The sequence below is a fragment of the Rothia sp. 88186D007BW genome (genome assembly GCF_053544215.1).
Genome location: NZ_JBPPTR010000013.1, coordinates 1 through 15,877, shown reverse-complemented (window position 1 = coordinate 15,877; position 15,877 = coordinate 1). Strand labels below are relative to the sequence as shown.

Genomic DNA, 15,877 nt, shown 5'->3' with positions numbered 1-15,877 from the left:
AACCATGACTGAGAATACGCCACAAGATGCCCTGCTGAGCCCTGAAGATATTGCACGGGCTCTGGGCCGCCCCCTACCCACCCCAGAACAATCCGCTATTATTAGCTCCCCTCTGCTACCCCGCCTGGTTGTGGCAGGAGCCGGGTCCGGTAAGACAGCTACCATGGTCGATAGGGTGGTCTGGCTAGTTGCTAACGGGCTGGTACGGGCTGACCAGGTGCTCGGTGTGACCTTCACCCGCAAGGCTGCCGGGGAGTTACGCGAGCGCATGCGCTCCCGCCTCGAAGAGCTACGCCGCCAGGGGCTGGTGAAAGAAACCCCCGGCCAGGGGGCTGAGGAGGTCACCAGCGACCCTACTATCTCTACCTACCACTCTTACGCTAATACCCTGGTACAGCAGTACGGTTTGCGTATTGGTGTAGAAGATGACGCCCAGATGCTAGGCGGTGCCCAGACCTGGCAGCTGGTGGCCCAGATTGTGGAGCATTATGAGGGTAAGCTACCTGAAAAGGACGTTGCCAAGTCAACGATGGTGGAGTCCATCATCAAACTTTCTTCTGAATGTGCCGAACATCTGGTGAGCCCTGATGAGGTCATGACCTGGTGCGCCAAGACCTTACAGCAGGTGGAGCATCTGGGGAAGCCCACGGTTAAGGGGGCGACCACTGAGCAGCGGGCCCTAGTTCAGGGCCTACAGTTGCGGATTTTTTATGCTGAACTGGTCAAACGCTATTCAGCTATTAAAGAGCAGATGCAGGTGATGGACTACGGTGATTTGATTGCCAAGGCGGCTCAGATTGCCCGGTCAGTGCCGCAGGCTGCCCATACTGAGCGAGAACGCTTCAAGGTGGTGCTGCTAGATGAGTTCCAAGATACCTCTCATGCCCAGATGCAGCTTTTCTCTGACCTCTTCGGGGCAAGAGCTGAGGCCCCAGCCCACCCTGTTATGGCGGTGGGTGACCCTAAGCAGTCTATCTATGGTTTCCGTGGGGCTTCAGACGGTCAGCTTTTTAGTTTCTATGATTACTTCCCGGCAGAGGACCGCACCGCCAGCTACCTGACCGTGGCCTGGAGGAACGACACCGCTATTTTGGCTGCTGCTAACCGGGTAGCAGAGCCCCTGTCCACCACCCCTGACTGGGTGCAGCGCACCCATTCTATTGATGTCCCGCCGCTGGTGGCCCGCCCCCAGGCAGACAAGGGGCGTGTGCTGGTCGGGGAGTATCTAACAGACCTGCACGAGGCCCGTTCGCTAGGGCAAATAATTGCCCAGCAGCGCTCGGCCTTTACGGGCCGGCCCTTACACGAGATGCCCACTATGGCTGTGCTGTGTAAGAAACGGGCCATGATGGAACCGCTCCAAGAAGCCTTCGATGAGCTAGGTGTTCCCTACCAGGTGGTAGGGCTCGGTGGCCTACTTGATACCCCAGAAATTGTGGATCTGGTTGCGGTGCTCCGGGTGCTCAGTGACCCTGGCCGCTCCGATGCCCTCATGCGCATACTCTCCGGTGCCCGCTGGAGACTGGGCCTCTCTGACCTGCTGGCCTTTGGCGAATGGGCAGAAACCCTCAAACGCCAACGCGAACTTGAAATTAGGTTCGGTATCACAGCCCAGGCCGCTGCCCTTCGTGCCGAACAAGAAATCCTTGATGAAGCCCATGCCCTGGCAGATGCTGCTGAACGTGGCGCCACCAGCGCCCAAGAGCTTAAGGACGCAGACCAGCAGCTACCGGCGTCCGCTGAGGACTACCGGCGCCTGCTAGAGGCCGCTGCCCCTGATGTGACGGACGGGGCCTCCCTGGTAGAAGCACTTGAAAACCTGCCCCCGGAAGGCTGGGCCTCAGCGCGCAGCGGCCGGTCAATAACTGCCGAGGGTCTACGCCGTCTACAGGCTGTGTCAAGGGAGCTGACCTACCTGCGTCAGTTCACCGCCGATGATCTGACCACCCTTATCAGCGAAATTGAGCGGACCTTGCTGTTGGATATAGAGTTAGCGGCCCGCCCTGGTGCCCACTCTTCTTCAGCCCGTAGAAATCTTGATGCCTTTTACGATGTGGCTGCCAGCTACGAGTCCACCGCCCCGCGCGTGAACGCCCTCTTGCTGGCTGCTGCTAATGGTCAGCCTCTAGAAGAGGGGGAGAGCGGCGTCCGCTTTGCCCTGAGCGCCACTGGCGCATCGGCATCGGGCATTAGTGGGTTTCTGGCCTGGCTTGATGCTGCCGCCCAACAAGAAGCTGGGCTTGAAATGGCGGCAGAAGCCCCCCGCCATGATGCGGTGCAGATTCTGACCGTGCACGCCTCAAAGGGCCTGGAATGGGACCAGGTCTACATACCGGGCATGGCAGAGGGCGAATTCCCCGATTCTAAGGACGAACGCTGGAGCAAGAAGGCAGACACCCTGCCCTGGCCCTTACGCGGGGACGCCGCCTACCTCCCCGGCTGGCGGTCAGACTTCGAACACCTGCAAGACCTAGGTGACTTCATGGGCCAGCTCTCAGATCAGGCGGTAGAACACCGCACCCTGGAAGAGCGCCGCCTTGCCTATGTGGGCTACACGCGCGCCCGCTCCTTGCTGGTGCTAACCACCTCAGCCTGGAAGGGGACCACCGCTAAGCCCCGGCTGATGTCTACCTTTGTTGATGAGCTGCTTGACTCTGCTGCTGACCTTGCACAGATAATCAGTGAGCTTGACCCCGACCAGGTCGGTGCGGTCAACCCCCAATCTGCTACTATCACTACCGCCCTGTGGCCCTTTGACCCCTTGGAGGGGCCCCACCAGATGACCTGGGCATCGCTAGAGGAACTTGAAGCGGCAGGGCCAACACCTCACCCGAACACTCCCAGGCAGGGAGAGCTCACCGGGCTTAGCCCTCGCCAGGTGGTTGAGCGTGCAGCCCATAACGTGCTACGGGGCGGGCTGGCCCCTGCTGAACTAGCCCAAGCCTATGAGGCTCTACCTGAGCTAACCCCCGACCAGGTTCACGAAACCCAAGGCACCATTGAGGACTGGCAAGAAGAAACTGACCTCTTGTTGAGCCTGCTGGCAGCCCCAGCAGAAAACAGCACCTTTGAACTGCCGGGGCATATCTCAGCTTCACTGCTGGTCAACCTGGTCAAGGACCGGCAAGCTGTTATCGACAATATGCGCCGGCCCATGCCCCAAAAACCAGGGATTGCAGCCCGCCAGGGAACTATCTTCCACAGCTGGGTAGAAGAGCACTTTGGCACCACTGGCATGCTGGATATGGACGAAGACTTCGATGATGAGGGCACCGAAGAAGAGCTGAATATCCCGGCCCTGCGTGAGAACTTCTTAGAAAGCCCCTGGGCTCATCGCACCCCCTGGGCCCTAGAGTACCCCCTTGAAACACCGCTTGCGGGGGTAACGGTCCGTGGCCGAATTGACGCTATCTTTACCCGTACAGACGGGGACGGTGCGACTATCTGGGAGCTGGTGGACTGGAAGACCGGCCGCCCACCGCGCACCAAAAAGGAGCTCAAAGAGCGGTCAGTGCAGCTGTCTCTCTACCGGCTGGGTTTTGCCCGCCTGCACGGTGTAGCCGAAGAAAATATAGAAGCTCATTTCTTCTATGCTTCTACCGGCCAGAGCATCGAGGTGACTCACTTCTCCACGCGCGAGGAGTTAGAGAAAGCCCTGCAAGGAGCAGGCCAGTTAGGGCACCAGAAAAGCTAAAACACCACAGTAGCTACGGACACCAGAGCAGTGAGAGGCCCTAGCCCCCTAGCACTCTAGCCCCCTAGCCCTAGTTCTAGCCCTTGGTTCTAGTCCAAAGGCTGGGGCTTCTCCTCATCAAAGGTCGGCTCAAGGGCACCAACAGCCCGCAGCTCTGCCTCCAGATGGTCAAGCATGGAGACAGCCTCTGAAATCATGACCCGATCTTCTAACTCAACTCCACGCACCAGCCACTGGGCCAGACCAAACTCTGCGTAGAGATTAGCCCGGGCCTCAAGATTACGGTCAGGCTCCTGAGGCATCTCTTGACGGTAGGTCGCAAAAACCCTCTCCCTAAAAAGAGGATCTTCACAGGCATAGAGCCAGGCGAAATCAGCAGCAGGGTCACCCACACACACCTCAGACCAGCCGGTAATCTCAACAATCTTCTTCTGCTCAAGCACAAGGTTATCTTCGTTCAAATCCCCATGAATGGTGCGGGGGCGGAAGTCCCACATAGCCGAATTGTTGAGCTGCTGCTCCCAGCGGGTCAGCAGCCCCGACGGTACCTTGCCGGTAGCTACAGCCAGGTCTAGTTCTGCAAGGCGGCGCTCGCGTACCTGCTGGCCGGTATAGACCGGCAGGTCAGCGTCCTCCACGATAGTGGTGGGAAAAACATGGATGGAGGCAATATTTTTGGCGATGTCATCGGCAATATTGGCCTGCCCGCTGCCGGTGGCGCACGAGATGGCGGCTAGGTCATCGATATCGTGGGGGGTACCGGGGATGTGGGTGTAGATGAAAGCCTGCCGCCCGTCTAAGGGGACGGTGCCAACGATGGTAGGCACCAGGAAGGGTAGGCGGGCGCGCAGGGCGGGAGTGAAGGATTGCAGGATGACGTGCTCTGCTTCTAGGCGCACGCTAGCTTCTGGGTGCTTGGGGGCGCGTACCCTCCAGCGTTTGTTGGTGGAGTCGATGATAATGGCCGAGTCGAAGTCTAGGGCGTCGTCGGCTGAGGGCAGGGCGGCTACCGGGTAGAGCCCGGGCACCCCCGCTGATACGATGGCGGCAAGTTGAAGAGGTGTTGAGGTCACATTTTAAGGGTACAAGAGAAGTTGGACTGAACCCGAAATGAAGGGGAGAAAAATTGATTCATTGGCCCCAAGAACGTCCGGCACAGGGTCAGGACGCAGCCCCCAGCTCCGCTACCCCCAGCAGGTGGGCGCTGGTGGGCGGTAGACTAGTAAGCTGGCGTGAGCGCGTATGGCCAGTGATAACTGCGAGGGTAGGGGAGATGCACCATGAATCACGATAAGCTCAGGGCCCAGCCTATTACTCTGTCAGCCCCCAATGCTGAGGCTATCCTTGAGGGTCTTGACCCTGAGCAGCGCCGTGTTGCTACTGAGCTTGCTGGGCCTATGTGTGTGATGGCTGGTGCTGGTACCGGTAAAACTCGTGCTATCACCCACCGTATCGCCTACGGTATTGCCATTGGCCGCTATAACCCGCGGGCTGTGCTGGCTCTTACTTTCACTAACCGGGCGGCTGAAGAGATGAAGGTGCGCCTGCGCCAGCTGGGGGCTGCTGGGGTAGTGGCTCGAACCTTTCACTCAGCTGCTCTGGCCCAGTTACGCTATTTTTGGCCTCAGGCTATTGGTGGTGCTCTGCCGGAGATTATTAAGAATAAGTCCCAGTTTATTATTGAGTCGGCTCGCCGCCTGGGGTTAGCTACTGACCGGGCTATTGTGCGTGATCTTGCCAGCGAAATTGAGTGGGCTAAGGTCTCTATGCTCACGGCTGATTCTCTCATGCCTCATCTGGCTGACCGGGAGCTACCGGCAGATATTAGCCCCATTGACATGGTGCGCCTGCTCCGCACCTACGAGGAGCTTAAGGATGAGCGCAACGTCATTGACTTTGAAGATATCTTGCTGCTGACTGTTGCAGTTATTGAAGAAAACCCCGATATTGCCGCCCAGATTCACCAGCAGTACCGCCACTTTGTGGTCGATGAATATCAGGACGTCTCGCCCCTGCAACAGCGCCTACTGGAGGCCTGGCTGGGGCGGCGCGATGATTTGTGCGTGGTGGGCGATGCCTCCCAGACCATCTACTCTTTTGCTGGGGCAACTAGCCGTCATCTCCTTGAGTTCCGCACCCGTTTTGAGGGCGCTACCGTGGTGAAGCTGGTGCGTGACTACCGTTCTACCCCGCAGGTAGTTGATGTGGCTAATCGCCTGCTAGCTGCCCGCCGTCAGATGCCAGATTCCACCCGCTATTCTTGGGCGCCGCCCCTAGAACTGGTCTCCCAGCGGGAGCCTGGGGCTAAGCCGGAATGGTTTGAATACGCAGATGATGAACAAGAAGCGATGGGTATCGCTGAAGATATCAAAGACCTCATCGATAAAGAAGGCATACCGGCAGCCGATATTGCTGTGCTCTACCGCACCAACTCCCAGTCTGCTGCCCTAGAACAAGCCCTGACTGATGCCGGAATTAACTATCAGCTACGCGGTGCAGAACAGTTCTTTGACCGCCCTGAGGTGCGCGCAGCCCTGAGCATGCTCCAGGGCGCAGCTAAGGGGGCTGAACCCACTGATAGCGTCACCCAGCTGGTGCGAGATAACCTTAAGAACTTGGGTTGGTCTGCTAAGGCTCCCCAACGCTCAGGCCAGGAGCGGGCCCGCTGGGAATCCCTAGAAACCCTCGTCTCCCTGGCTGATCGCCTTGCTGATGAACGCGCCCAGGCGCGGGAGCAGGCGTCCGCTAATGGTGCTACCGACCTGCCGCCGGAGTTCTCTCTCTACGAGCTGGTTGCTGTGCTCATCCAGCGCTCCCAGCATCGGGATGCGCCCTCTCTCAATGGGGTCACTCTCGCCTCCTTGCACGCAGCTAAGGGCCTTGAATGGGAGGCGGTTTTTCTCTGCGGCCTCAATGAGGGGCTCATGCCGATTTCTTTCGCCCAAACTAGTGATGAAGTAGATGAAGAACGCCGCCTCTTCTATGTGGGTATCACCCGCGCTCGTTCTTATTTGACCCTGAGCTGGTCGCGGTCGCGTACCCCTGGCGGGAGGGCTGGGCGTAAGCGGTCGCGTTTTATTAATGACATTGCTCCTCGGGGTCTCTAGTGGCTAGCTCCCGTGAAATTTTGCCGGCTCCCGCCTCCCGCCCGGAGGTTGAGGTGGTGCGCTCTACCTGCCGTACTCGCACTGTGCAGTTGGTGCCGCAGCGGGGCGGCTATCCCGGCTGAGCGGTCTTAGGGGTTTCTTCCTTTTTCTGGGAAGCGCTTATTCTTTGTCCTTGCTGTCAGTCTCTTCGGTGGGCTGGTCGTAGCCGCCTGCTAGGAGCTTTTCGAGGGCAGCGTCGAATTCGTCTTCGCTGGCGTTGAGCAGGGCGCGGCGGGAGGTGAAGCCTGTGGGGTCGTCCAGGTCTTCGCTGGTGGGTAGAGTTTCGGGGCCTTCCCAGAGCTGGTCGCGGGCTTCAAAGCCGTGGTTTTCTTCGTAGTGGCGCCAGAAGGCTAGGGCTTCGCGCATCTTGCGGGGGCGCAGTTCAAGGCCGACGAGCTGGGCAAAGGCGTGTTCTGCTGGTCCGCCGGTGGCGCGGCGGCGGGCCATGGTTTCAGCCAGTTGTGGGGCTGTGGGCAGGTTTTTGCTGGCTTGTTCGGTGATGAGGCTGACCCAGCCTTCGATCAGGGCAAGGAGGGTTTCGAGCCGGTCTAGGGCGAGTTGCTGGTCTTCGGTGAGTTGGGGTTTGAACATGTCCCCGGCGAAGGCTTCCATCATGGCTTCGGGGTTTGAGGGGTCGAAGTCGATGGTGTGGGCTGCTTCTTGCATGCGCTCAATATCAACGTGGATTCCGCGGGAGAAACGGGTGATGAGGGCGATGATGTCTTCGCGTAGCCAGGGGTTGGTCTTGTGCAGGCGCACTAGGGCAGCTTCTCGCACGGCTAGGTAGAGCATGACTTCCTGGGCAGGGATTTCTAGGCCTTGGCCGAAGGCAGCAACGCCTGAGGGGATCAGGGCTGAGCGGCCTTGGGCCAGGGGGATTCCGATGTCTGTGGAGGAGACGACTTCTTCGGCGAGTTTGCCGATAGCTTGGCCCATTTGCATGCCGAACATCATTCCGCCTAGGCCAGCGAAGATGTTGCCGCCGCCGAGCATGCCGGCCATGTCTTGGGGCATTTGTTGCTGGATGGAGGAGTTCATAGCTGATGAGACTTCTTCGGCAACGGGGCTAGCGATTTCTTTCCAGGTGTCAAAGGAGTTCTCCACCCATTCTGCTTTTGCCCAGGCTTCAACGGTGAAGGCAGGACGTTCGAAGATGGTGACGGGGTCTAGCCAGAGGTCTGCGAGGGCGGCGGCATCTCGTACTGCACCGGCTTGGGTGGAGGTGACGGAGGGGTCCTTGCCCAGGGCTAGTACTTGGCGGGCGTGCTGCTTGGCCATGTCCCAGTTGACGGGGCCGTTGCTGGGTTGGGCGCTCATCATGGAGTTTACTTGGGCGAAGATGCCTGAGAGCATGGCTGGGTCGATGACCAATCCCATATTTTTAAGGGCGTCGGCATCGAAGCCTGCGGCCCCGTTCATGGCTGTGGGGTCAAAGCCCTGTTCTTGTAGCTTTTTGAGGAATTCTTCAAGGGGGTCACGGCCAGCTGAGTCGTAGGGGTTGTTGGTCACGTTCTGCCTCGTTTCAATAGGGGGCTGCGGCGCCCGCCGCTACTATTTCTCCCTAGCCTACCTACCCTGGTGTGTGCCCTGGGGCTCTTTTAGCCCTGAGCCGAGTGAGAATTTGCTGAGGGGAGGGTCCTGAGGGGGTGGTTTTGCTAGTAGGCTAGTTCTATGGTTTTTTCTCAGAGGAAAGATGCAGGTGTCCGGCCTGGTAAGCGTAAGGCTGATTTGCGGACGGTGAGTGCCTTGGGTGCTTTGGGCCTGTCGACGTTTTCTTTGGTGGTTCCGGTTAATTTTGTGGCCGAATCGCCCGGCCCTACCTTCAATACCATTGGTGAGTTCAATAGTAAGCCGCTGATTGAGATTGAGGGTGCCCAGACTTACCCTGTGGGTGGCAATCTTGATATGACCACGGTGTCTGTTGCTGGTGGCCCTAATTCTTCTCTCTTTGCAGTTGAGGCTCTTGCTACTTGGTTAGAGGACTCTACGGCTGTCTTACCCAGTGATTTGATTTATGATCCTTCGGTTACGAGGGAGCAAGTGAGTGCGCAAAATAGCGCTGATATGACCAACTCTCAGGAGGTGGCGCAGGCTGCTGCTCTGACTCAGTTGGGTATTGATTACACCGAAATTTTGACGGTCTCGGGTACTAGTGAGGGCGGCCCTAGCCAAGGGATCCTGCGTGAGGGGGACGTTGTGACTGCCCTCGATGGTCAGGTGCTTGAGGGCTACGCTGAATTGACTCAGCGGGTGAATGCGTCCGCTGGGAACCCGGTTACTGTTACTGTGGTGCGTGATGGGCAGGAGCAGGAGGTCACTCTCACTCCTTCTTATAATGAGCAGCGGCAGCGTTATGTGCTGGGTTTGTATATTGCCCGCTCTTTTGAGTTCCCTATGACTGTCACTTATGGTCTGCAAGAGGTTGGCGGCCCTTCTGCTGGCATGATGTTTGCTTTGGGCATTATTGATGAGCTGACTGAGGGGCAGATGACCGGGGGCGTGCATTTTGCTGGCACCGGAACCATTGATTCGGACGGCACAGTCGGTAGTATCGGCGGCATTGAGCAGAAGATGCGGGGTGCTGCGGACGCTGGTGCCACAGTTTTCTTGGCCCCGGCAGATAACTGTGATGATGTGGTTGGCAGGGTGCCACGTGGTCTTAAGGTTGTTAAGGTCTCAACACTCGATGAGGCTGTGGATGCTGTGACCCGTATTGGTCAGGGGGAGGACCCTGCTGCCTTCCCCACCTGCTCCTAGTGCGGCGGGGAACTTACCCTAGAGCTGAAATACTAAGCCTGCTCTCGTAACTCGTGGTTTTCTTTGGCAAAATAGTGTCTTATATGTAGTGTCGCCCACTGTGCGGTGGCACCCCTTATACAGGCCGCATTCGTGCGGCAGACACAAAACACAACTGAAGGATACCCGTGAGTACCGGAAGCACTCCTCCCCGTTCACCATCACGCGCTCCTCAACGTAGAAACCGGCCGCTGACCGCCACCGTGGCAATTATTGCCGCCTTGGTCGTAGCTTTCGTTTTTGCAACCCAGGTGTACACCGACGTCCTCTGGTATGACCAGTTGGGCTACCTGAAGGTTTTCATTACCCAAAACCTGACCCGCGGTGCCGTCTTTTTGGTTGCAGCTCTCGTTGTAGGTATCGCTGTTTGGGCCAGCCTCTTCTACGCCTATAAGCATGGGAAATTACAGGCTCCCCGCCCCCGATCTGCTACAGGCCCTCGACGTGATGCCGATGGCAACCCTCTGCCTAACCCCTATGGCGATGTGCAGGACCTCTTTAACCAGAATATGGAGCGCTACCGTCAGGGTATTGAGCGCATGCGTAAGGTGCTGCTGATTGCTGTGCCAGCCTTGCTGGGTGCTTTTGTCGGCGCTGGGGCTATGACCCAGTGGGAGACCGTTCTGCTCTTCTTCCAGGGTGAGAGCTTTGGCAGCGTAGACCCCGAGTTCGGTCTTGATGTGAGTTACTTCATGTTTACCCTGCCCTTCCTGAATATGGTCACGGGCCTGCTGAGTACCGCCATTATTTTCTCTGCCATGGCAGCCCTGGTCATGCACTATTTCTACGGTGGCATTGTGGTGGGGGAGCGCGGTATTACAACGACCGTGCATTTCCGCCGTCATTTTGCTGTGCTCGGTGCCCTCTTTATTCTCTTGCGTGCCGTGAACCTGTGGCTTTCTCGCTACACTGCCACCCAGGACCAGTCAGGTTCTTGGGCTGGTGCCATGTACCGGGATGTCAATGCCATTATTCCGGTTAACGCTATCTTGGCGGTAGCCTCCTTGCTGGTGGCTGCGCTCTTTGTGCTTGCAGCTGTTCGCGGTAATTTCCGTTTACCTCTGATTGGTACTGCTGTGCTGGTCATTGCTTCGCTGGTCGCCGGGGGAATCTACCCTTGGGTTGTGCAGCGTTTCCAGGTAGTGCCTAACGAGCAGGCTGTTGAGGCCCCTTATATTCAGCGCAATATTGACGCTACCCGCACCGCTTACGGTCTTGATCAGCTTGATGTTCAGAACTATGACGCTACTACCTCTACCGCCGCAGGTGCCCTGCGCGGTGAGAGTGAGACTATCTCTAACATCCGCCTGCTGGACCCTAATGTAGTATCTGGCGCTTTTGCTCAGTTGCAGCAGTTCCGCCCCTACTACCAGTTTGGGCAGAACCTTTCTGTTGACCGCTATTCCATCAAGGGCACGGAGACTGATACTGTTATCGCCGCCCGCGAGCTTAACCCTGACCAGAATGCCGGTTCTTCCTGGGTTAACCAGCACGTAGTGTATACCCACGGCTATGGTGTTATCGCCGCCTATGGTAACCAGGTTGAGGCTGATGGTAAGCCTAAGTTCATTCAGTCAGGTATTCAGGCAACTGGCGCGATTAGTAGTGATTATGAGCCGCGTATCTACTTTGGCCAGAGTTCACCGGAATATTCTATTGTTGGTGGCACCTCAGATGATGAGCCGCTAGAGCTTGACCGCCCCCAGACTGCTGATGATGAAAGCGGTGCGGACGCTAAGTACACCTTTAGCGGTAATGGCGGCCCGGTCATTGGTCATGCCTTTAACCGTTTGGCGTACGCTATTAAGTTCCAGTCTTCAGATATTCTGCTCTCGGATGCTGTGCGCCCTGAATCGCAGATTTTGTATGATCGTGACCCTTCTGAGCGTGTGAAGAAGGTTGCCCCTTACTTGACTGTTGATGGTAACCCTTACCCGGCGATTATTGATGGCCAGGTGCTCTGGATTGTGGATGCCTACACCACCAGTAATCAGTACCCCTACGCGCAGGCTGCTCAGCTTGATAATGCGACTTCTGATTCTGAGACTGCTACCGGTATTTCACAGGCTCTGCCTAACCAGCAGGTCAACTATATTCGTAACTCGGTGAAGGCTACTGTCAACGCCTATGACGGTTCAGTGACTCTTTATGCCTGGGATGACCAGGACCCAGTTCTGAAGACCTGGCAGAAGGTCTACCCTGATACGGTACGCCCTTACAGTGAGATGAGCGCCTCGCTGATTGAGCATGTGCGCTACCCTCAGGATCTTTTCAAGGTGCAGCGTGAAATCTTGAACGCCTACCATGTGGATAACGCCCACAGCCTCTACACTGGTGATGACCTCTGGTCTATCCCTAACGATCCGACTAATAATAGTGGTCAGCCTTTGCCGCCTTATTACATGTCCTTGCAGATGCCTGGGGAATCAGAGGCTAACTTCTCTTTGACCACCAGCTTTATCCCTCAGCAGGCAGATAGCAACACCCGTAACGTCATGTACGGTTTCCTTTCAGCCAATGGTGATGCCGGTACTGGTAAGGACGGGCAGAAGGCTGAGGACTATGGCAAGCTAACCTTGCTTGAGTTGCCTCGCTCTTCGGTTGTTCCTGGACCCGGTCAGGCGCAGAATGTCTTTAACTCAGATACGGCTGTATCAACTGAGTTGAACCTGCTACGTCAGGGCGCTTCGGACGTTATCAACGGTAACTTGCTGACTCTGCCTGTGGGTGGCGGTATTCTCTACGTGCAGCCGGTCTACGTGCAGTCTTCGGGCGATGCTGCTTACCCCTCACTGCGCCGCGTGCTGGTGGGCTTTGGTGAGCAGGTAGGCTTTGCCCCCACCCTGGATGAGGCCCTGGATGAACTCTTTAGCGGTTCTTCTGGCGCTGAAACTGCTGCTGATGCCGGTGTGAGTGATGCTGAGGCCGCTCAGGCTGCCGATGGTACTGCTCCTGGTACTGATAGTGCCAGCTTGACCGGTGCCTTGCAGGAGGCTCGCAAGGCTATGCAGGATGCGGACGCCGCTATGAAGGCTGGTGACTGGGCCGCCTATGGTGAGGCTCAGACCCGCCTGAATGAGGCTTTGCAACGCGCTATCGAGGCCGAGGGGCTTGAAGGTACCGCAAGTACCCAGGCTAGCCCCACCCCTTCACCTTCCAACTAGGGGGTAGGGCTTTAGTGGCCTGGTGATGGTAAGGACGCCGCCTCCCGCACTGAGCGGGCAGACGGCGTCCTTTTGCCTAGGTAAATGTAGAGTGAATCACAAAAGCCTATATTGACTTGCGTGTAGCAATATAAGTGCGTATAGTTATATGAGTCGCCGCGGGGTGGAGCAGTTCGGTAGCTCGCCGGGCTCATAACCCGGAGGCCGCAGGTTCAAATCCTGCCCCCGCAACCATTTGATAAGTCGTCCCGTTCGGTATGAATCCGATCGGGGCGACTTTTTTCTTGCCCTTTTCGTCTTCAAAGTAAGAAGGCGAAGGCACTCGTGAATTAACCAGGGCTGATCCTAGAAGTTCGTCAAGTGATAGCCCAAGAGTGCCGGCAACTATTAGTAAATCATCGACAGAGAAGTTGCTACGGCCGTTGAGTTTGTCTGAAAGGGCGGCAGGGCTAATGCCCATTGCGAAAGCTAGCTTTCGCTGGTTCATATCCTGTCGACCGATGGCTGCCTTAACTTCGCGGGAGATCAGTTGATTGCTGGTGATTATGTTGGTCATATCCCCAACTATACTCAGATAATCCCGTGATTCCAACAGGATATGCAGAAAAAATATGAAAAATCCGAATCTTACTGCTTGCGTGATACGAAAAATCCGAATAGATTTAAGCCATGACTTATTCTGAACAGATTGCCGCCAACGTCCGCGCCGAAGTAGCCCGCGCAGGCCTTACGCAAAAAGCGGTCGCTAGTCTACTCGGTCTTTCAACCGCATCAACCAGCGACCGCTTCAACAACCGCACACGCTTTGACCCAGATGAGCTTATGCTACTTGCCAATCACCTGGGCATTGACGTTGAAATCTTCTATAAAGTTCAAGCGCGCCAAGCGCAACCAGCTTAGTCAGGAACCGACCAGCTCACAGCGACATTTACGGGTTCGGTTGGCGAAAACCATCATCCTCATAAAGCTGTCTTAGCTGCTCCGCGCTAAGGGGTCGTATGGTGACGCCACCATCTGAAAAATTTGAATCCCCGTAATGGCAATCGTCAGTGGGGGCGAGAGAAGACTCCATTGGCTCTTCGTAGTCAGAGGCCGTCATCTCTTCCTTATGGTCGGAGGCTCGTATGGGGAATTTGGATCCTACGAGGTTGCCTAACCAGACACCGAGAATACCCAGCCATGAAAACAGTTTCTGACAAAGCAGAACAGTAAGAAACAGTAGCCACTCAAAGAGGAAACACAGACAAGCTAACCAGAAAATAATGGACATTCCCCTTCTCCATCGCCAATAGGCACTGAAGTGTTCAGGGGGAAAGGAGTCCAGGATTTTGGAAACGTACATAGTTTTTCTCTGATGATGGGGGCCATAAGCAATAGATGCATCTACCAAGATGCTCGTTCCCGCTGGTGGCCACTGGTGATGAAACCAGGTGTCCTGTTTCCGTTTACCTCCCAGAACTGTGACAAAACATTTTTGACCTGTTCTAGCAACTTGGTAAGCCCTTCGAACCTGAATAATTTCCAGCTTGTGTGCAGAAGCGTACTGGTATGCAGAAGCCATCCTGCGGATACGCTCCGGCTTTCGCAAATGCGGTGGTGATAGAGCCATAGCCAGCCTTAAAACAATCGGAAATGCTGAATATTTTTTATCTTACTCCTGAGAGAAGAGAACGATGATTGGACACGAAAAAGAGGTAAAACCTCATCAGAGACCTGCGGAGGTGCTACCTCTCCGTACCCCAAAAACACGGCCCATCCAAACACTGGCCACCTACAAAGCAGGCACCGCCAGCAGGGAACTCATGGCCCAAATCAAGGCCTACGAAAAACGCGAAAAACTACCGGCACTACGCCCTGGCAAACACCGCAACACAGCCCGCGTTATCCGCTACAACCTCCTGCACGATGAAAAAGAACTAGCGGTCAAGACAATGGCCCACAACATCACCCACGCAGAAATCTGGATAGCACTAGCAGGCCTCAACGGGACGAAACCATGAGGGCACAAAAAAGCAGGCCACCTGCTTCAAGGGAACAAGCGGCCTGCTCACTGAAATCTGGAGAACCTCAGATGATCTTACCTATCGAAGAAACCAGACTCAGCCACGTAAAACCCTGTACCTCAGAGAGCTAACCCGCTGTGCTGAGGCACAAAGTATCACGCCCATCAATTCTACATGCATAATCACACCGCCTGATAGAAAGCTACACTCATGTCATACAAGGCCTACGAATGGTCACTCACACACGAGCTGAAAAGCCCAGCTCAATACCAGCTGCTGCACTTTCTCGGCATCACAGCAGACGATGAGGGCTATTTCTCAGACCGCGAAGGAATCAAAGGCATCGACTTCATCACCTACGTGACCGGTCAGAGCAAATCCACCATCATGAGAAGCCTACGCGAGTTTGAAGAAGCGAACCTGCTGCACCGTGAACGCCGTTACTCCGGCGAATTTGGGCCTCACCCTACTAACACCATCGTCTTGCATCTGGAGAACACCGGAACCAAGCCGCCCTATCTCATGAAACACAAGCAGCAGAATAAAGCCCCGGCACAGAGGCTCAGCCGCTAAGACCTTCACCAGATTCAACAAGTAGAAATCAAGCTACCCATGACACTAGAACACATCACCTGGGCCATGAAGCAAGACATCAAAGGCGCAGAATACAAAGTATTGCTTCAGCTGGCTAACCGTTGCAATCACCACGGCATCTACGACGCTGGTCAAGAAGTCCTCGCTGCAACCACCGGCTACAAAGAACGTGCTGTACGCGAAGCAGTCAAAAAACTCCGTGAACTTGACCTGCTACACACAGAGCGCCAACGCAGTGAATTCGGGCTAGGCAGGGGAGCTGACCTGATCATCTTGCACCCACAGGTAGACACCTATACCCTGCCTGATTACATCGAGTCACCCGAAGAAATCGAGCTCTTGCGGCTTTCAAGAGAGCTCAATGAGACCACTGGCGAGTGGGAAGTCTCCCCTAGCCAGACTCTACCGGCAAAAAATGCCGGTAGAGAGGGTCGGTCTGTGGATAACTTTCAGCAAAATAACGTTTCACCTAGTCAGGCT

The 15,877-nt window shown here is 56.1% G+C and carries 11 protein-coding genes and 1 tRNA gene; 9 read left to right on the top strand and 3 right to left on the bottom strand.

Annotation, left to right across the window (positions count from 1 at the left end):
• Nucleotides 1-4: 4 nt before the first annotated feature.
• Entirely contained in the window at nt 5-3,694 is a 3,690-nt protein-coding gene (locus tag ACEE09_RS08120; protein ID WP_449083698.1) for a UvrD-helicase domain-containing protein, read from the top strand.
• Between the two features lie 89 nt (nt 3,695-3,783).
• On the opposite strand, the gene ACEE09_RS08115 is transcribed toward ACEE09_RS08120, so the two are convergent.
• Nucleotides 3,784-4,767, bottom strand: coding sequence for a phosphotransferase (locus ACEE09_RS08115; RefSeq protein WP_449083696.1), 984 nt, complete (start codon nt 4,765-4,767; stop codon nt 3,784-3,786).
• A gap of 207 nt (nt 4,768-4,974) precedes the next feature.
• Between ACEE09_RS08115 and ACEE09_RS08110 the strand changes: the two genes are divergently transcribed.
• On the top strand, nt 4,975-6,801 hold the full coding sequence (locus ACEE09_RS08110) for an ATP-dependent helicase (protein ID WP_449083694.1): 1,827 nt from the start codon (nt 4,975-4,977) through the stop codon (nt 6,799-6,801).
• A 159-nt stretch (nt 6,802-6,960) separates the two neighbouring features.
• Here ACEE09_RS08110 and ACEE09_RS08105 read toward each other — a convergent pair whose 3' ends face one another.
• A complete protein-coding gene (locus ACEE09_RS08105) occupies nt 6,961-8,349 on the bottom strand; it encodes a zinc-dependent metalloprotease (RefSeq protein WP_449083692.1) in 1,389 nt (462 codons plus the stop codon).
• 162 nt (nt 8,350-8,511) lie between these two features.
• Here ACEE09_RS08105 and ACEE09_RS08100 point away from each other — a divergent pair, with 162 nt between their 5' ends.
• From ACEE09_RS08100 to ACEE09_RS08090, 3 genes are all read left to right on the top strand, one after another.
• On the top strand, nt 8,512-9,597 hold the full coding sequence (locus tag ACEE09_RS08100; protein WP_449083690.1) for a YlbL family protein: 1,086 nt from the start codon (nt 8,512-8,514) through the stop codon (nt 9,595-9,597).
• 167 nt (nt 9,598-9,764) lie between these two features.
• Nucleotides 9,765-12,800 (top strand): UPF0182 family membrane protein, encoded by a 3,036-nt coding sequence (locus tag ACEE09_RS08095; protein WP_449083688.1) that lies wholly within the window; start codon nt 9,765-9,767, stop codon nt 12,798-12,800.
• Between the two features lie 157 nt (nt 12,801-12,957).
• Nucleotides 12,958-13,034, top strand: a tRNA-Met gene (locus ACEE09_RS08090).
• Here the strand turns inward: ACEE09_RS08090 and ACEE09_RS08085 are convergent.
• The gene (locus tag ACEE09_RS08085) at nt 12,991-13,356 is read right to left on the bottom strand and encodes a helix-turn-helix domain-containing protein (protein ID WP_449083770.1); all 366 of its coding nucleotides are present in this window, start codon (nt 13,354-13,356) and stop codon (nt 12,991-12,993) included. The genes ACEE09_RS08090 and ACEE09_RS08085 overlap by 44 nt on opposite strands.
• A gap of 113 nt (nt 13,357-13,469) precedes the next feature.
• Here ACEE09_RS08085 and ACEE09_RS08080 point away from each other — a divergent pair, with 113 nt between their 5' ends.
• From ACEE09_RS08080 to ACEE09_RS08065, 4 genes are all read left to right on the top strand, one after another.
• Nucleotides 13,470-13,700 (top strand): helix-turn-helix domain-containing protein, encoded by a 231-nt coding sequence (locus ACEE09_RS08080; protein WP_237223456.1) that lies wholly within the window; start codon nt 13,470-13,472, stop codon nt 13,698-13,700.
• A 902-nt stretch (nt 13,701-14,602) separates the two neighbouring features.
• Entirely contained in the window at nt 14,603-14,800 is a 198-nt protein-coding gene (locus ACEE09_RS08075; RefSeq protein ID WP_449083686.1) for a hypothetical protein, read from the top strand.
• 213 nt (nt 14,801-15,013) lie between these two features.
• Nucleotides 15,014-15,376 (top strand): MarR family transcriptional regulator, encoded by a 363-nt coding sequence (locus ACEE09_RS08070; RefSeq protein WP_449083684.1) that lies wholly within the window; start codon nt 15,014-15,016, stop codon nt 15,374-15,376.
• Nucleotides 15,377-15,415: 39 nt separating this feature from the next.
• Nucleotides 15,416-15,877, top strand: a 462-nt coding sequence (locus ACEE09_RS08065; protein WP_449083682.1) for a hypothetical protein, incomplete at its 3' end; no start/stop codon positions are given.